Here is a 15,992-nt window from a genome sequence, read left to right on the forward strand (position 1 = left end):
AATGTGCGACGCCTCCAGCATCGGAGCGTCAGACATCGGTTCAGCACGTTGCAGGGGCAGCGGTGCCGCGCCCGCCTGATCTCAGGCGAGCCGCCAGGCGAGGAACCCCTCGGGCGCGTCGGCCTGGACGAAACCCGCCCTGACCAGCTCCCCTTCGATCGTCTCACCCCGGTCCGCCGGGTCGTGGTCGACGTGCCCGAACCGCACGGATGGCGCCGGCCGTCAAGCAAGTCGTAGCCGCAGGGTGACGACCAGCCGCTCGTCGGGGTCGGACAGATCCAGGCCGAAGACCTCGTTGATGCGCTTGAGGCGGTATCGGAAGGTGTTGGGGTGCACGCCGACGCGATCGGCGGCCACGGCGACGTCGCCGAAGGCGTCGAGGTAGGCCCGGACGGTCGCCACCCAGGAGGTGCCCTTCTCCGCGTCCTGGGTGGCGAGTGCGGCGAGTCTGCCCTCGCTCAGCCCGTGGAACTCCGGATGCTCCCGCAGGAGGCCGCGCAGCCGCTCGATCGTGACCCTCGCCCGCACGTCGTCGATCCCCGCGACGGCGGGTCCCGCCCTGCCCACCAGCAGGTTGAGCACCTGGTCCGCCTCGCGGCGGGAGGCGACGACCTCGGTCAGGTCGCTCACGGCGGCGCCGATGCCCGCGCGCACGGCCGGCCGCAGGGTCGCCGTCGCGCGATCGACCACCTTTCCGGCGAGTTCGCGCGCCAGGTCCACGTCGCTCACCAGCGCGTAGGCGCGCCCGCCACTCACCGCACAGGACACGCGGCGGTGGTAGGCGGCGGCCGTGAGCGTGACGAAGTCGGCGACGCGCCGCGCGGCGGCGACCTCCTCGGCCGAGCCGTCCATGCCCGAGCTCTCGGGGGCGAAGGCGATGACGGCCATCGCGCCCACCGGGGCCATGCCCAGGGCCTCCCTGGTGAGCAGACTCGCCGCGCGGCCGTCGAGTACGGCGAGCAGGGCGGCGTCCCCGCGTCCGCGGGCATGGGTCGCGGCGCGGGAGCTGAGCAGGTCGAGTGCGACGAGGTCGGCGGCCGAGCGCAGCGCGCGTTCGGCCTCGACGCCCAGTGGCCGGTCGCCCTCCACGACCCAGACGCTGCCCAGTGGCTCGCCTCCGGCCCGCACGGCGACGGCGAGCCGGGGGCGGTAACCGGGGGCGTCGAAGGCCGCGACCTTCACCACCTCCTCACTCCTCCACAAGCGGTGGAACACTCCGGCGTCCCGCAGGTTCCTGACCCACTCCCCCGGCACCCGCCGCTCCAGGATGACCTGCCGCCTGGGCGGATCGGTGGGATGGCCGAGGTTGGAGTAGGCCAGGACGCGATTGTGCGGATCCTCGATCGTGGTGGCGCCGCCGACGGTGGCGGCGACGGTGTCGGCCAGCTGGAACAGGTCGTCGAGCGGCTCGTGCGGCCCGAGGTCGGACGCGGCCTGCAGCGAGGTGTGGAGGCGGCCCCAGGAGAGCGTGTGATCGGCGGTCAGCAGCGCGACCCCGGCCCGCTCGGCCTCCGTGAGCGTGCCCGGCTCCACCGGTGGCCGGAAGACGGCCGCCGCCGCGCCCGCGACGCCGAGCGCGCGCAGCAGTTCGGTTCTGGCCGAGGGCGTGTCCACTCCGACGGCCAGCACAACCGCACCCGCCGACGGGTCGAGGATGGTGGGAGCGCCGACCTCCACGTCCAGGCCGTGCGGGGCGGCCAGCACGTCAAGGCGGGCATGCTCGGCGACCCACCGCAGGCTCATCGGGGGAATCGGGGAAATCTGGGGAATCGTCATCTGATTCATGGCAACAACCAGTCCGTTCTGCGGATAGTCCGACAGCCGGGTCCGAAGTCTGGCCGGAAGCACGAGACGCATGGCCGCCGGGCGCGATTACAGTCCCTGACATGCCTAGACCTCCTGCTCCGTACTCCTCCGCCCGGCGAGCCGGTGACCTGCTCTTCGTCTCGGGCCGGCTCGGTTTCCACCCCGACGGCACGCTCCCCGAAGGTCTCGACGCGCAGACGCGGCAGGCGCTGGCCAACCTGGACGCCGTACTCGCCGAGCACGGCCTGAGCCGCGACGACGTCGTCAAGTGCCAGGTGTTCCTGGCCTCGATCTCCGACTGGTCGGCGCTGAACGCCCTCTACGAGGAGTACTTCTCCCAGCCTTACCCCGCCCGCTCCGCCTTCGGCGTTCAGCTTCATCCGGGCGCGCTGGTGGAGATCGAGGCCGTCGCCTTCTACCCGCCCTCGTCCGGAGCGTCGTGAGGCTCCCGACCACCGATGACGTACGGCGGGCACGGAGCGCGCTGCTGGGCCGCGTGGTCCGCACTCCCGTGCTCGGTTCGGCCGCCCTGGACGCGCTGACCGGCTGCCCGACGCTGGCCAAGGCCGAGTGCCTGCAGCTCACCGGCTCCTTCAAGGTGCGCGGCGCGCTGTACAGGATCACGACCCTGCCGCCCGGCGCGCTGTCGGCCGGGCTCGTCACGGTCAGCGCGGGCAACGCGGCGCTGGGAGCGGCACACGCCTGCCGCGAACTCGGGGTCGAGCTCACCGTGGTGATGCCGGAGAAGGCGGTACCCGAGAAGCTGGCCGCCGTCGCGGCGCTCGGCGCGACCGTGGTCAAGGACGGCGTCACCGGTTCGGCGGTCGCCTTCGAACGCGCCGAGGCCCTGCGGACCGAGCGTGGCCTGACCTTCGTGCACCCCTTCGACGACCCCATGGTCATCGCGGGTGCGGCGACCGCGACGCTCGAACTGCTGGAGGACCATCCCGACCTGCAGCGTCTGCTGGTGCCGTGCTCGGGCGGCGGGCTGCTGGCCGGTGCGATCATGGCGGCCCGTACGACGGGCTCGTCCGTCGAGATCGTCGGGGTGCAGCCGTCGGGCGCCGACGGCATCGTGCGCTCGCTCGCGGCCGGGCGGCCCGTCGCGCCGCCATCGATCTCCACCGTCGCCGACGGCCTCACCGCCCCGAAACCGGGCGAGGTCAACCTCGCGGTCATCGCCGACGCGGGGGTGCGCGTCCTCACCGTCGGCGAGGAGGCCATCCACACCGCGCTGGGTGAGATGGTCCGCGCGCTGCGGGTCGTCGTCGAGCCGTCGGCCGCGGTGGGCCTGGCAGCGCTGTCGGTCCACCGCGAGCTGCGCGACGGCGCCCGCACCGGGCTGCTGCTGTCGGGAAGCAACGTCAACTGGCGACTGCTCGCCGAAGGAGTGATCTCTTGAGAATCCATCCGCACGTCCTGATCAGCAACGACGGCCGCACCCGGGTCCCCTGTGAGGCCGGGTGGTTCGCCGTACCCGAGAACCGCCGCGTGGACGGATCCAGGACGATCGAACTGGCCTTCGCCCGTATCCGGAGCACCTCTCCCAACCCCGGGCCGCCGCTGGTCTACCTGGAGGGCGGCCCCGGCGGGTCGGGGTTGAGCACCTGGGCGTCGCAGCCCGACCGCTACCTGTGCTTCCTGGAGTTCGGCGACGTGATCGCCCTCGACCAGCGCGGCGTCGGGCTGTCGCGGCCCAACCTGACCGGTCCCCTCAGGCTCGACCTGCCGCTGGACCGGCTGGTCACCCGCGAGGAGTATCTCGCCGAGCACCTGGCCAAGGCGGCGGAGACCGTGGCCTTCTGGCGGGAGCGGGGCACCGACCTCGACGGCTACACCACCGAGGAGAACGCCGACGATGTCGCGGCGCTGATGGAGGCGCTCGGCTACGACACCTTCCGCACCTCCGGAGGCTCCTACGGCTCCCACCTGTCGCTGTCGGTGATCCGCCGGCACGGCGAGCGGGTCGACCGCAGTCTTCTCTACGGGGTCGAGGGACCGGACGACACCTACAAGCTGCCGAGTGCCACCGACCGTCATCTGGGCAGGCTCGCCGAGCTCGCGGCGGCGGCGCCCGAGCTGGACGGGCGGGTGCCCGACCTGCTGGACCTGATGGGCAGGGTGTTCGAGCGCCTGGGCAAGGAACCCGCCGTGGTCGACGGGCTGGTGATCGGGGAGTTCGACGTCAAGGCCCTCACCGCGACGGGGATGGGCTTCCACCCGTTCCTGAAGATGCTTCCCGCGCTCTTCCTGGCCATGGATTCCGGCGACTTCACCTGGTGGGCCGGGCACGTCAGGAAGATGCGGACGGCACCGGTCGACAACCTGATGGCGCTGGTCATGGACTGCGCCTCGGGGGCCACGGCGGAGCGGCTGCGGAGGATCGAGCGGGAGACGTCGCTCCTGGACGACCTGATGAACTTCCCCTTCCCCCACATCGGCCAGGCGATCGGCGGGCCGGACCTGGGGGACGCGTTCAGGGAGCCGGTCAGCTCCGCCGTACCGGCTCTGTTCATGAACGGCACGCTCGACGGGCGTACGCCGGAGACCAACGCACGCGCCGTCATGGGGGGTTTCTCCGACAGTCATCTCATCCTCGCCGAGAACGCCGCGCACCAGACGGTGCACAACATGCCCGAGGTCTTCGACGCGATCAGGGACTTCATGCACGGCCGCCCGGTGACGCTGACGGACGTGCGGCTGGACTTCACCTTCGACCCGGCTCCGTGATCGTGAGCCTTCGACCCGGCTCTGTGACCTGAGCCTCTGACCCGGCTCCGTGATCGTGAGCCTTCGATCCGGCTCTGTGACCTGAGCCTTCGATCCGGGTCCGTGACCGGATCCCGTGGCGGTGGGGCCCTCGGAGGAATCCGAGGGCCCCACGCGTTTCTAGGTGACGCGCCGGGCCACCCGGTGCGACCAGCGCACTCCCGCGACCTTGCCGTCGGCCAGCCGGACGAACGTGCCGTCGGGCCGGCGTCCGGAGCGGTCGGCCTGGAAGAAGGCGTCGCCCGCGAGCGGGATGAGCGTGAGAGGTTTCTGGACGGGAACGACCAGATCGGGCATGCGCGCCCGGTAGCGGGCGATGATCTCTTCGGAGTACTCCCTGAGGACCTCCAGGCGATCGCCGTCGGGGCGCACCACGAGCAGGTGGCCGTCGCCGCGGTCGTAGGTACCCGCGTACTCGGCCAGTTTCTCCGCCGTCAGGCTCACCGGCTTCGGCTTCGCGGGCACCAGGCCGAGGTGGTCCTCGAGGATCGCCTCCTCGATCTCCCGTATCAGGGTGCCCGACCCCGTGCCGATGGCGTTGACGGTCACGGCGACCACGAAGTCGTGCTCGGGAACGAGCTGCAGGACCGCAGCCCCGCAGACGGTGCCTCCCGCGTGCTGGACGACCCGGACCCCGCCGAGGTCGCGCAGGGTCCAGGACAGGCCCATTCGCGTGTCGTCGTAGGGCAGGTCGGTGGAGGGCAGCCGCATCAACGCGAGTTCCTCGTCGTCGAGGTGGTGCCTGCCGTAGGCGAGCAGGTCCCTGATGTCGCAGAAGACACCTCCCGCGGCCGCCCGGTCACGCTCCATGTGCCAGGAGTGGATGACCGCGGTGGACCCGTCGTCCGCGCCCTTGTTGCCGTGCCCGACCGCGAACCTGCGGGTGATCACGTCGGCGACGTCGAAGAAGCTGTTGCGCAGCCCCGCGTGGTCGAACACCAGCTCCTTGACCGCCGCCTCGTAGGTCTTGCCCGTCACCTTCTCGATGACCCGCCCGGCCAGGCAGAACGCGGCGTTGTTGTAGGAGACGACCCTGCCGGGTGAGAAGACCTGCTCCAGCCGCGCCATCCTGTCCACGAAGGCCGCCAGCGCGCTGTCGTCCCTGGAGGGACCGCCCGCGCCGTCGCCGCCGTCGAACCCGGCGGTGTGGTTGAGCAACTGGAGCACGGTGATCTTGGTTTCCTTGAGCGCCAGCTCGGGGACGTAGCGGGTGACGGGGGCGTCCAGTTCCACCTTGCCGAGCCCGGCCAGCCGTACGAGGGCGGTGGCCGTGTAGGTCTTGGTCACCGAGCCGATCGAGAAGAGGGTGTCGGGGGTGACGGGCAGCGGGTTCTCGGTGGAGGTGACGCCGTGGCAGAGGTGGAACTCCGCGCCCGCCTGGTAGACGCCCACCGTGGCGCCGGGCACCCCGAGCTCGGGAGCGCGTACGGCGAGCAGCGTCTCAAGGCGTTCGCGCAGGCTGTCGAGGCCGGCCATTCAGATCCCCGCCTCGGGGTTCGGCTCGACGGCGGCGAGGGCGTCGAGTGAGTGATGGGCGCCCTTGTGGAAGACGACGACCCCCGGCGCGCCGACGGTGATCCAGTCGCCGTCGGGCCCCCGGACGACGCCGGCGTTCTCGGGCACGGCGAGGATCGGAACGTGGATGGAGGTCGCGGCGAGCATGGAGGTCAGCATCCACTGGCCCTTGGCGGTGTCGCTGTGGGGCAGCACCCGCATGCCCGGCAGCAGGCCGAGACCCGTCGCCTCGTAGGTGTACCAGTAGGGATCGGGGACGACCGGTCCCTTGCCGCCCTTGCCCACCCCCTCTGAGTCGATCACATATTCGGTGAGCACCACGGCGCCGGCGGACTCACCGGCCAGCACGGCGCCCGCCTGCCACCTGTCCAGGATCGCCCGCCAGAGCGGGGTGCCGCGCAGGATCTCGGCCAGCGGTTTGGGCCGCCCGCCGGTCAGGAAGATGTAGTTCGCCTTCTCGACGGCCTGAATGTGCGCCGGGTCGTGGGCGTCCTCCCGGCTGAACACCTCCGGCACGGTGACCTTGGTCCCGAGCTTCTCCTCGTAGAAGCCGACGCGTTGGTTCAGAAGCTCGGTGGCGCGGGCCCGGGGCCACTCCACGGTGGCCGTGGGAATGAGGAGCACCTCGTTCCCACCGGACCGTTCGAGCAGATGACGGTCGAGTTCTGCTCGGGTGTCGATGTCGTTCTGCCCGATGAGGGCGATGGGGCCTGGCATGCCGTTACTCCTTAATGTGAACTATGTGTTTCAATGTAGCAGATGTTACTTTGATGAAAGAGGGCCTCGTGATCGTTCCCTACGAATGCCGTTGCGGAAGCTCCTACGCCCCGACGGCCGACCGCTGGCGCTGCGACTGCGGAGGCCTGCTCGACCTGCCGCTCGGCGCCGTACGGTGGCCGCCGCGTACGGATGTCCGGTCGATGTGGCGCTACCTGGACGCCGGCGATCTGCCCTGGCGCGACGTCACCCTCGGCGAGGGCGACACCCCGCTGGTCAGAGAGGACCGCGAACTGTACCTGAAGGTGGAGTTCGCCTCCCCTACCGGTTCCTTCAAGGACAGGGGCGCGGTTGTGCTGGTGGCGCTGGCCAGGGCGCTCAACGCGAGCCGGCTGGTCGCCGACAGCAGCGGCAACGCCGGGACCGCGGTGGCCGCCTACGCGGCCCGCGCCGGCGTCGCGGCGGAGATCTTCGTCCCCGCCGGGACCAGCGAGAAGAAGCTGCAGCAGATCAGGGGGCACGGCGCCCGGGTCACCGTGGTCGAGGGCTCGCGCGAGGACACCGCGGCGGCCGCCGCCGCCCGCGTGGAGGAGAGCGGCGCCTTCTACGCCAGCCATGTGTACAACCCCTACTTCCACGAGGGCACCAAGACCTACGCGCTGGAGATCTTCGAGCAGCTCGGCGGCGCCGTACCCGCGACGCTGGTGCTGCCCGCGGGGAACGGCACGCTCGTGCTGGGCGCCCATCGTGGCTTCGCCGAGCTGCGTGCCGCAGGGCTGATCGACCGCATCCCGCGCATCGTCGCCGTCCAGTCCGAGCTCTGCGCCCCGCTGGCCGAGGCCTGGACGGCGGGGCGCGACGAGCCCGAACCGGTACGGCCCGGCCATACCCTCGCCGAGGGCATCGCCATCGCCGATCCGGCCAGGGGATCGAGGATCCTCGTAGCCGTCGAGGACAGCCACGGCGCCTTCGTCACGGTCGGCGAGGACGAGATCGCCGAGGCGCACGCCGCGCTCGCCGCCCGGGGCCTGTGGGTCGAGCCGACGGGCTCCGTCTCCTACGCGGCCGTGCGGCGGCTGCGCGCGGAGGGCTCGTCCCTGGTCATCGGCGGACCGATCGTGGCGCCGCTCTGCGGTTCCGGCCTCAAGGCATCCCTGTGAAAGGCCCCTTCGTGAAAGGCCCCCTTGTGAAAGACGTGCCGGTGAAAGACGTGCCGGTGAAAGGCATCCCCGCAGAGGGTCTCCCGGTGAAAGGCGTCCCCGTGAAGGGCGCCCCGGTGAAAGACGCAGCCGGGATGGGCCGGACGGACGAGAAGCCCCGCTCGTTTTTGTCGTCACGGACGAAAGCACGCGTCGATGCCGTCCATATGGTGGCGCCATGACAACCATGACCCATGATCTGGTGCTGGCGGGAGCCAGGGTGCTCGACCCGGAGACCGGCCATGACGCGGTCGCGAACGTCGGCGTGACCGGCGGGACCATCACGGCGGTGTCGCCGGACGCGCTCGAAGGCCGCCGGACGTTCGACGTCGCCGGGCTCGTCCTCGCCCCCGGCTGGATCGACCTGCACAGCCACTCACACACCATCGCCGGCCACCGTCTTCAGGCACTCGACGGCGTGACAACGGTCCTCGACCTGGAGGCGGGGGTCTTCCCGGTCTCCGAGGCCTACGACGTGGCCGCCGCCCAGGGCCGCCCGCTCAACTACGGGTTCTCCGCCTCCTGGGCACAGGCCAGGATGACCGCCGTCGGCGATCTCCCGCCAGGGGGCGGCCTCGACGCCGGGCTGCGCAACCTTGGCAACCCCGCCTGGCAGCGCGAGGCGTCTCCGCGCCGGCTCGACGCGCTGTTCGAGCTGATCCGTCACGATCTCTCCGCCGGCGCTCTGGGGATCGGCCTGCTCATCGGCTACGCCCCGCGTGTCGCCCCCGAGGAGTATCTGTCGGTGGCCGGGCTCGCCGCCGAGGCGGGTGTGCCCACCTACACCCATGCCCGGAGCCTGATCGACCAGGTTCCCGACATCCCGATCGACGGCGCCGAGGAGGTGGTGCGGGCGGCCGCGGCCACCGGGGCACACATGCACTACTGCCACATCAACAGCACGTCCCTGCGCCAGGTGGACCGGGTGTTGACGCTGGTCGACAAGGTCCGCGCCGAGGGCGCCAGGGTCACGACCGAGGCCTACCCGTACGGCGCGGGCATGACGGGTATCGGTGCCGCCTTCCTCGCCCCCGAGTCGCTGCACGCCATGGGCATCGGGCCGAGCTCGATCACCTACGCGCCGACCGGGGAGCGGGTGGCCGACGCCGCACGGCTGCGTGAGCTGCGCGCCACGGATCCGGGCGGCCTGGCGATCATCCACTTCCTCAACGAGGACGTCCCGGCCGACCGGGCCCTCATGGACCGCGCCCTGCTCAGCCAGGACACCGTGGTCGGCTCCGACGCCATGCCGCTGACGTGGGCGGGAGGCGAGCCGCCGGACCCGATGGCCTGGCCGCTGCCGCCGGGTGCCGTCACTCACCCCCGTACGGCCGGCACCTTCTCCAAGGTCCTGCGCCGCCACGTCCGCGAGACCGGCGCGCTCTCGCTGCCGGAGGCGGTGCGGCGGTGCAGCCTGCTGCCGGCCCGGGTGCTGGAGGAGTCGGTGCCGGCCATGCGACGCAAGGGCAGGATCCAGGCCGGTTGCGACGCCGACCTGGTCGTCTTCTCTCCGGAGGAGGTCAGCGACCAGGCCACCTACGCGGCCGGCACCAGGCCGTCGACGGGGTACGCCCACGTGCTGGTCGGTGGACGGCACGTGGTGCGTGACGGCGAACCGATCCTCGACGCGCTGCCCGGCCGTGCGATCAGGTGCTGGCGATAGAGTTGAGCACTCCCGGTCGAAGGAGTGTTTATGAGCCCGACGGCTCGCCGGCCATCGCAGAAGAAGGCTCCTGCCGAGAAGAGCGGCACCAGGAAGAAGCAGTCGCGCCCGGCCGTGGCGCCAGCCGAATCGCGACTGCCCAGCACGTGGCTGCTGCTCACCTACAAGGTCCCCAGTGAGCCCTCCCGCGTGCGTGTCTCCGTCTGGCGGGAGCTCAAACGCCTGGGTGCCCTCTACCTGCAGCAGGCCGTCTGCGTCCTGCCCGACGTCGGCACGGTCGGCGAGGACCTGCTGCAGATCAGGCAGCGCATCCATTCGCTGGACGGCACCTCCTACTTCTTCCAGGTGCCCCTCGGCGACGAGGAGCAGGACGCCACGCTCATCCAGAGCTTCAGGGAGATGGCGGGCAAGGAGTACGAAGAGATCATCGAGGAGTGCCAGACCAAGTTCGTCAAGGAGATCGAGTTCGAGCGCTTCCGCGACAACTACACCTTCGAGGAGGCCGAGGAGATCAGGCAGGATCTGGAGAAGATCCACCGATGGTTCGGCAAGGTCGTGGATCGTGACTGGTTCGGCGGCGCCGGCAGGGCCGAGTGCGAGCGGTGGCTGGCGACCTGCGAGACCCTCCTCGAAGACTTCGAGAACGACGTCTACGAACGGACCTCGGGCACCGGCAGAGCCGACGAGGAGGCCTGACCCTCTCACGCGGTGTCCCGGCGGCACGGATGACCCCGGCTCACGCCATCTCCATGGACGCACGGACGTCCCCGGCGACCGAGCGCATGGCGGTGAACTGGATGAGGCCGGCGACGACGACCACCGGGACGAGGCTGATCAGGGTGTAGCGCAACGGCATGCCGTCGGTCAGCGCCAGCAGGGCGGGACTCAGCACCCCGCCGGCGAGCTGGAAGGGCGCGGTGAGCTGCAGGCCGATGCCTCGATGCCGGGCGGGGAGCACCTGGGTGATGAGGATGATGAAGGACGGCACCTGAACGCCGGCGATCATCGAGAACAGCAGGTTGACCGCGATGTAGACCGGGACCGAGGGGAACAGTCCCAGGGCCAGGACCAGGCAGCCGATGCCGAGGGTGCACACGCCCTGGACGGCGGCCAGGAGAGCGGGGCGCCGTTTCATGAAGCGGTCGGCCAGCACACCGGCGAACGGGACCACCAGTAGCCCGAGAACCATCTGTCCCTCCAGCACCAGCGAGCGCTGGAACGGATCGAGGAAGAGATCCTGCTTCGCCATCAGGGACGCGACCATGCCGACCAGCCCGGTTATGATCGAATACACGAAGCTGCTGATGGCCAGGATCCGCAGGGTCCTGATGGACCAGCCGACCCGGATTCCCTCCCAGAACCGCGGCGGCGGCCTTTCCTCCGTGTCGGGCCGCTCGACTGCGACGGTCCCATCGGCTGCTTCGGACCGCCCGGCCGCGGCCCGGTCGGTCGCCCCGCGGCGGGGTTCGCGCAGCAGGAAGGTCAGGCAGGCGACGGTGGTCGCCATGACGGCCAGCATCAACGTGGCCGTGCGCCAGCCGTACACCGTGACCGTGTAGCCGGCGATCGGCGCGGCCAGGAGGCTGCCGATGCCGCCGGCCATCCGCAGCAGCGCGATGACCCGCCCGCGTGAGGACGGAAGGTAGTAGTCGGACAGCAGCGGGACCTGGGCCACGTCGTTCGGCAGCCTGCTCACCCCGCCGAGCGTCCGGCCCACGATGAGCAGGCCCACGTTGGGGGCCAGCGCCTGGACGACGTCTCCCAGGTTGGCCGCCACCTGGCCGAACTGGACGAGTCGTACGCGTTTGGGGACCCGGTCGGTCAAGTATCCGAGCGGGAGTCCCGCGGCGTTGGTCACGATCAACGTGATCGTGCCGATGACGCCCAGCATCGTGACCGAGAGCCCGAAATCCTCTTTGATCTCGGGGAGCGCGAGTTGAAGCGCGGTGTCGTCCCAGCCTGCCAACAGTGCCACCAGGCAGAACACGGTCAGCGGGAGCCGGGGGCCTTCGATGTTGCGGGGGTTGAGGTCACTCAGGAGCCCACGTAGGCCGCGGCGTCCAGTGATAGGGGGTTCGGTCTCCACTGCCGCCTCCGGCGAGAGATGCTTCTAGATAAGTGCAAGTGTTACATTAGCCTCTCTGTTACCTTTAACAGAAGTTCGAAATCAGTTCTTCTGTCGGAAACTTGGGCGCGATGCCCTGAGGACGTGGATCGGTCGACCGGTCCCTCTCCGACCACAAGATCCACTGGCAGCCTCCCCGGTCACCGGGAGAAGGCGCCGACCTCCCATTCCCCCTGTCGAGCAGATGGTGAGTGATCATGAAAACCACGGTGGTACGGGCGGCCAGACTCTTCGACGTGACCGAGGGGGTGATCCTGAAAGACGTCGACGTCGCGGTGCGCGGCGACGTGATCACCGAGGTCGGCCCGGGACTGCTCGGCGACGAGGTGATCGACCTCGGCGACCGGACGCTCCTGCCCGGCTTTCTCGACGTGCACATGCACCTGACCGGGCTGCGTTCCTATGCCGAGGGGCGTCACCTGCCTCCCAGGGAGATCCTGGCCGTGCGCGCCGCCCAGGACTGCGAGGCCCTGCTGACGGCCGGGTTCACCACGGTCCGCGACTGCGGCAGCGCCATCGCGCTCAACCTTCGCGACCTCGTCGCCGAAGGCACGATCCCCGGCCCGAGAATCTACGCCGCGGGGCCGGTGATCTGCCAGACCGGCGGCCACGCGGACGCGCACCACCTGCCGCTGGACCTGGCCCGCGCACAGCCCGACTCGCTGATCGCCGACGGTCCGTGGGCGTGTAGGCAGGCCGTACGGGAGGCGGTCCGGGCCGGCGCCGACTTCATCAAGATCTGCACCACGGGCGGGGTGTCCTCCGAACGTGACCATCCCAACGACGCGCACTTCACCGCCGAGGAGATCGCCGCCATCGTCGACGAGGCGCACCGGCTGGGCCGCAGGGTCGCCTCCCACGCACAGGGCAGGTCGGGCGTGCTGACCGCGGTGCTCGCCGGCGTCGACTCCATCGAGCACGGCTACTACCTCGACGAGGAGTGCGTCGCCGAGATGGTCGCCCGGGGCACCTTCTACGTGCCGACGTTCGACCTGCGGACCTTCTTCCAGCGGACGGTCGACGGAGGCCACGGGCTGCCCGAGTGGCGCCTGCGCAAGCAGCGCGAGGCCATCGCCGCCATGGGGCCGTCCCTGCTCCGGGCGTACGAGGCAGGCGTGCTGATCGCCACCGGGTCCGACTACCTCGGCACGCCGCTGCGCGCGCACGGCGCCAACGCCGACGAGCCGATCTCCCTGGTCGGCGGCGGCCTGCCGCCCGTCGAGGCGCTGCGCGCGCTGACCGTGAACGCGGCCACGGTGATCGGTGTCGAGGATCGGACGGGCAGCCTCACACCGGGCAGGTGGGCCGACCTGGTGGCCGTGGACGGCGACCCGCTCATCGACATCGAAGCGTTGCGCTCGGTCGCCTTTGTCATGAAGGGAGGGCGGGTGCACTCGCCCCGATGACGATCGGCGCGCTCTCCCATGACCTCGACCGCATGGCGGGGCACGGCCCGCGGGCATCGCCAGACCGTCCATTGACAGGACCGAAGCATCTGATGAAACATCTGATACAAATAAACAGATGTTACTTTTAAGGAGTCGCCGGTGACCGGTGCGACATGGGGCCTGGTGGCCTCGGTATTCGTGGCCTCGATCGTGGAGTTCGTCGAGGCGTTGACCATCGTGCTGGCAATGGGCGTCACCCGGGGCTGGCGTTCCGCCATGGCGGGCGTGCTCGCGGCCGTGGTGGCGCTGGTGGCGTTCACCTTCGCCGCGGGATACGCGCTCAGGACGTGGATGCCCGAGTCCCTGCTGCAACTCGTGGTCGGCACGCTGTTGCTGATCTTCGGACTGCAGTGGCTGCGCAAGGCGGTGCTGCGGTCGTCGAGGTTGAAGGCCCTGCACGATGAGGAGGAGGAGTTCGCGGCACAGACCGCCGCCGCACGCCAGGCGGTGGCGAACAGCCGCTTCGGCATCGACACCTTCGCCTTCGTGGTGTCGTTCAAGGGAGTGTTCCTCGAAGGCGTCGAGATCGTGTTCATCGTGATCACGTTCGGCCTGAGCGCGGACAACATGACCGCCGCCATCGGCGGCGCGGTGGTCGCGGGCCTTCTGGTGCTGATCGTCGGCCTGATCCTGCACAAGCCTCTCGCGATGGTGCCCGAGAACACTCTCAAATACGGCGTGGGCCTGCTGCTGGCGTCGTTCGGCGCGTACTGGGCCGTCGAGGGACTGGGCGTGTTCACCGCCGACGGCGAGAGCCTGCACTGGCCGGGCGCCGACTGGGCCATCCTCGGGCTGCTCGCGGCGTGGGTGGTCGTCAGCCAGGTGATGGTGCGGATTCTGCCCGGCATCAAGAACAAGCGGAGGGAGGTCGTGGCCCGATGAGATTCCTGAAGGGCTTCGGCATGTTCTGGTACGACTTCATCATCGGCGACGACTGGAAGATCGCGGCGGCGGTGGTCCTTTCCCTCGCCGTCACGCTCGGCGTCACCCTGGCCGGCCTGGCGCCCCTCGGCGCCGTGGCGGTGGTGGGCGGCGTGCTCCTGCTCGTGTCCTTCGTGGTCAGCCTCGTCGTCGACGTCAGGAGGTAGGCGTTGTCCACGCAGGCCGCCGAGCTGCACACCCACCATCGCGACGTCACGGGAGGCTGGCTGCGGCCGGCCGTCTTCGGAGTGATGGACGGGCTGGTGTCCAACGCCGCGTTGCTGGCGGGTGTGGTGGGCAGCGGGGCCTCTGCCCCCGCGGTCGCCGTCGCCGGGCTGGCCGGGCTCGCCGCGGGCGCCTTCTCGATGGCGACGGGGGAGTACACCTCCGTCGCCTCCCAGCGAGAGCTCACCCTGGCCGAGATCGACGTCGAGCGCGGAGAGATCTCCCGCAACCCGGAGGCCGAGAAGCGCGAACTCGCCCTGGTCTACGAGTCGCGGGGGCTGACGCCGGAGCTGGCCGACCAGGTGGCCGGGCAACTCCACAGAGACCCGGAGGTCGCCTGGCGGGTGCATGCCCGCGAGGAGCTGGGAGTGGATCCCGACGACCTGCCCTCGCCCTGGGTGGCCGCCGGATCGTCGTTCCTGGCGTTCGCGATCGGGGCGCTGATCCCCGTGCTGCCGTTCCTGCTGGGCCTCCCCTCGGTCGCCGTGTCGACCGGGCTGACCGGGCTCGCCCTGTTCGGGACGGGCGCGCTGGTGGCCCGGCTCACCAGGCGGTCACCGCTGTTCGGCGGTGCCCGCCAGCTCGGGCTCGGCGCGGCGGCGGCCGCCGTGACCTACGGCATCGGCGCTCTGATGGGAGCCGCGATCTCCTGAACCCGGCATACGAGCGGGGCGCCGCATCCTCCGGAGGATGCGGCGCCCCGCTCGTATGCCCGGAACCATCGGACACACCGGGCCATGGACCGAGAAGATCGGCAGGCGGTCGGTACTGAGGCCGCGCCGGCACCGTCATGGACGTCGCCGATGCGACCTTCTGCGACTCCACCGGCGTACGGGCTTTGCCGGCCGGCCATCGCCCACCCCGCAGGGCCGGCCGCGACTTGGCCTGCCTCCACGGGGATCCTGGACATGGGCGAGCTGGCCGGAACCTTTTCTCTCGGTGTTGATCCCAAGGTGATTTTGGAGCGGTGGCCGCCGTTTGCGCTCTTGGCCTTCCCACGTTTGTTTACGGCGATTGCGCTGGGTAGAGACATGAGTGTCCCACTATCGCTGAAGAGAAAAGAGCAGCCATGACTGAGAATCTGTGGAACTACCGTCCCGAGGCCCGTATCGGCAACCAGGCACTGGATCTGGTCGGGTTCGACGTTGAGGCCACCGACGGCAAAATCGGCTCGGTGGACGAGGAGAGCAACGCCGTGGGCGACAGCTACGTCGTCGTCGACACGGGTTTCTGGATTTTCGGCAAGAAGGTCGTGCTGCCCGCCGGTACGGTGACCCGGATCGACCCCCAGGAGCGCAAGGTCTACATCTCCCGTACCAAGGAAGAGATCAAGAACGCTCCCGAGTTCGACGAGGCGACCTACAAGGAGCCCGACTACCGCAGCAAGCTCGGCGGCTACTACGGCCCCGGCGCTCTGTAGTCATCAATCAGTGGTTAAAAGGTGCGCAAAGAAGCCCGCCGGCCGCGTCACGGCAGCCGGCGTCTACGGACTGAAGCCGCGGTGACCAGGTCACGAACAACGTCGACCAACCCGCAGCGAAGCTCAAAGACGCCTTGGAACGCTGATCGCTCGCCACCGTCGAGCCGGCCCGCGAGCCAGTGCC

18 protein-coding genes are annotated in these 15,992 nt (G+C 70.1%); 13 read left to right on the top strand and 5 right to left on the bottom strand.

Annotation, left to right across the window (positions count from 1 at the left end):
• Positions 1-81 precede the first annotated feature (81 nt).
• Both CHC08_RS52645 and CHC08_RS41650 read right to left on the bottom strand, forming a co-directional pair.
• Complete coding sequence (locus CHC08_RS52645; protein WP_275937246.1) at positions 82-207, bottom strand: hypothetical protein; 126 nt, start codon at positions 205-207, stop codon at positions 82-84.
• Between the two features lie 15 nt (positions 208-222).
• On the bottom strand, positions 223-1,776 hold the full coding sequence (locus tag CHC08_RS41650; RefSeq protein WP_143653578.1) for a PucR family transcriptional regulator: 1,554 nt from the start codon (positions 1,774-1,776) through the stop codon (positions 223-225).
• 110 nt (positions 1,777-1,886) lie between these two features.
• Here CHC08_RS41650 and CHC08_RS41655 point away from each other — a divergent pair, with 110 nt between their 5' ends.
• Genes CHC08_RS41655 through CHC08_RS41665 form a run of 3 tightly spaced genes read left to right on the top strand, consistent with a single transcriptional unit; the run spans position 1,887 to position 4,536 of the window.
• Entirely contained in the window at positions 1,887-2,249 is a 363-nt protein-coding gene (locus CHC08_RS41655; RefSeq protein WP_089212907.1) for a RidA family protein, read from the top strand.
• Positions 2,246-3,208 carry a threonine ammonia-lyase gene (locus tag CHC08_RS41660; RefSeq protein ID WP_089212908.1) on the top strand — a complete coding sequence of 321 codons (963 nt, stop codon included), beginning with the start codon at positions 2,246-2,248 and terminating at the stop codon, positions 3,206-3,208. The genes CHC08_RS41655 and CHC08_RS41660 overlap by 4 nt, the downstream gene beginning before the upstream one ends.
• Entirely contained in the window at positions 3,205-4,536 is a 1,332-nt protein-coding gene (locus tag CHC08_RS41665) for an alpha/beta fold hydrolase (RefSeq protein WP_143653580.1), read from the top strand. The genes CHC08_RS41660 and CHC08_RS41665 overlap by 4 nt, the downstream gene beginning before the upstream one ends.
• 159 nt (positions 4,537-4,695) lie before the next feature.
• Here CHC08_RS41665 and CHC08_RS41670 read toward each other — a convergent pair whose 3' ends face one another.
• Both CHC08_RS41670 and CHC08_RS41675 read right to left on the bottom strand, forming a co-directional pair.
• A complete protein-coding gene (locus tag CHC08_RS41670) occupies positions 4,696-6,051 on the bottom strand; it encodes a serine hydrolase (protein WP_089212910.1) in 1,356 nt (451 codons plus the stop codon).
• A complete protein-coding gene (locus CHC08_RS41675; protein WP_089212911.1) occupies positions 6,052-6,807 on the bottom strand; it encodes a Type 1 glutamine amidotransferase-like domain-containing protein in 756 nt (251 codons plus the stop codon).
• 53 nt (positions 6,808-6,860) lie between these two features.
• Here CHC08_RS41675 and CHC08_RS41680 point away from each other — a divergent pair, with 53 nt between their 5' ends.
• The 4 genes from CHC08_RS41680 to CHC08_RS41690 are packed head-to-tail and all read left to right on the top strand — an operon-like array spanning position 6,861 to position 10,365.
• Positions 6,861-7,967 (top strand): threonine synthase, encoded by a 1,107-nt coding sequence (locus tag CHC08_RS41680; RefSeq protein ID WP_089212912.1) that lies wholly within the window; start codon positions 6,861-6,863, stop codon positions 7,965-7,967.
• Positions 7,964-8,188 carry a hypothetical protein gene (locus CHC08_RS48955; protein WP_143653581.1) on the top strand — a complete coding sequence of 75 codons (225 nt, stop codon included), beginning with the start codon at positions 7,964-7,966 and terminating at the stop codon, positions 8,186-8,188. The genes CHC08_RS41680 and CHC08_RS48955 overlap by 4 nt, the downstream gene beginning before the upstream one ends.
• Positions 8,185-9,669, top strand: a complete 1,485-nt coding sequence (locus CHC08_RS41685) for an amidohydrolase family protein (RefSeq protein WP_245878896.1) — start codon at positions 8,185-8,187, stop codon at positions 9,667-9,669. Before CHC08_RS48955 ends, CHC08_RS41685 begins: the two co-directional genes overlap by 4 nt.
• Before the next feature lie 30 nt (positions 9,670-9,699).
• A complete protein-coding gene (locus tag CHC08_RS41690) occupies positions 9,700-10,365 on the top strand; it encodes a Chromate resistance protein ChrB (protein ID WP_218825741.1) in 666 nt (221 codons plus the stop codon).
• Positions 10,366-10,405: 40 nt separating this feature from the next.
• Here the strand turns inward: CHC08_RS41690 and CHC08_RS41695 are convergent, their stop codons facing one another.
• Positions 10,406-11,644 carry an MFS transporter gene (locus CHC08_RS41695; RefSeq protein WP_179282517.1) on the bottom strand — a complete coding sequence of 413 codons (1,239 nt, stop codon included), beginning with the start codon at positions 11,642-11,644 and terminating at the stop codon, positions 10,406-10,408.
• Positions 11,645-11,991: 347 nt separating this feature from the next.
• Between CHC08_RS41695 and CHC08_RS41700 the strand changes: the two genes are divergently transcribed.
• The 6 genes from CHC08_RS41700 (at position 11,992) to CHC08_RS41720 (ending at position 15,808) form a co-directional block, all read left to right on the top strand.
• Positions 11,992-13,200, top strand: coding sequence for a metal-dependent hydrolase family protein (locus CHC08_RS41700; RefSeq protein ID WP_089212914.1), 1,209 nt, complete (start codon positions 11,992-11,994; stop codon positions 13,198-13,200).
• A gap of 141 nt (positions 13,201-13,341) precedes the next feature.
• Positions 13,342-14,124, top strand: a complete 783-nt coding sequence (locus CHC08_RS41705) for a COG4280 domain-containing protein (protein WP_089212915.1) — start codon at positions 13,342-13,344, stop codon at positions 14,122-14,124.
• Positions 14,121-14,330: a hypothetical protein gene (locus CHC08_RS41710; RefSeq protein WP_089212916.1), complete on the top strand. Its 210-nt coding sequence runs from the start codon at positions 14,121-14,123 to the stop codon at positions 14,328-14,330. The genes CHC08_RS41705 and CHC08_RS41710 overlap by 4 nt, the downstream gene beginning before the upstream one ends.
• 3 nt (positions 14,331-14,333) lie before the next feature.
• Complete coding sequence (locus CHC08_RS41715) at positions 14,334-15,041, top strand: VIT1/CCC1 transporter family protein (protein WP_245878897.1); 708 nt, start codon at positions 14,334-14,336, stop codon at positions 15,039-15,041.
• 255 nt (positions 15,042-15,296) lie between these two features.
• The gene (locus CHC08_RS50160) at positions 15,297-15,461 is read left to right on the top strand and encodes a hypothetical protein (RefSeq protein WP_179282518.1); all 165 of its coding nucleotides are present in this window, start codon (positions 15,297-15,299) and stop codon (positions 15,459-15,461) included.
• Positions 15,458-15,808: a PRC-barrel domain-containing protein gene (locus tag CHC08_RS41720; protein ID WP_089212917.1), complete on the top strand. Its 351-nt coding sequence runs from the start codon at positions 15,458-15,460 to the stop codon at positions 15,806-15,808. The genes CHC08_RS50160 and CHC08_RS41720 overlap by 4 nt, the downstream gene beginning before the upstream one ends.
• Positions 15,809-15,992: the final 184 nt, after the last annotated feature.

The organism is Streptosporangium subroseum, from assembly GCF_900188345.1.
Classification (GTDB): Bacteria; Actinomycetota; Actinomycetes; order Streptosporangiales; family Streptosporangiaceae; genus Streptosporangium; species Streptosporangium subroseum.

Bases quoted from the DNA above. Each gene is read 5' to 3' on its own strand.
- CHC08_RS41670 (WP_089212910.1), bottom strand. From the start codon at position 6,051: ATGGCCGGCCTCGACAGCCTGCGCGAACGCCTTGAGACGCTGCTCGCC.
- CHC08_RS41655 (WP_089212907.1), top strand. From the start codon at position 1,887: ATGCCTAGACCTCCTGCTCCGTACTCCTCCGCCCGGCGAGCCGGTGAC.
- CHC08_RS41720 (WP_089212917.1), top strand. From the start codon at position 15,458: ATGACTGAGAATCTGTGGAACTACCGTCCCGAGGCCCGTATCGGCAAC.
- CHC08_RS41675 (WP_089212911.1), bottom strand. From the start codon at position 6,807: ATGCCAGGCCCCATCGCCCTCATCGGGCAGAACGACATCGACACCCGA.
- CHC08_RS50160 (WP_179282518.1), top strand. From the start codon at position 15,297: ATGGGCGAGCTGGCCGGAACCTTTTCTCTCGGTGTTGATCCCAAGGTG.
- CHC08_RS41690 (WP_218825741.1), top strand. From the start codon at position 9,700: ATGAGCCCGACGGCTCGCCGGCCATCGCAGAAGAAGGCTCCTGCCGAG.
- CHC08_RS41680 (WP_089212912.1), top strand. From the start codon at position 6,861: ATGAAAGAGGGCCTCGTGATCGTTCCCTACGAATGCCGTTGCGGAAGC.
- CHC08_RS41710 (WP_089212916.1), top strand. From the start codon at position 14,121: ATGAGATTCCTGAAGGGCTTCGGCATGTTCTGGTACGACTTCATCATC.
- CHC08_RS41650 (WP_143653578.1), bottom strand. From the start codon at position 1,776: ATGACGATTCCCCAGATTTCCCCGATTCCCCCGATGAGCCTGCGGTGG.
- CHC08_RS41700 (WP_089212914.1), top strand. From the start codon at position 11,992: ATGAAAACCACGGTGGTACGGGCGGCCAGACTCTTCGACGTGACCGAG.
- CHC08_RS41685 (WP_245878896.1), top strand. From the start codon at position 8,185: ATGACAACCATGACCCATGATCTGGTGCTGGCGGGAGCCAGGGTGCTC.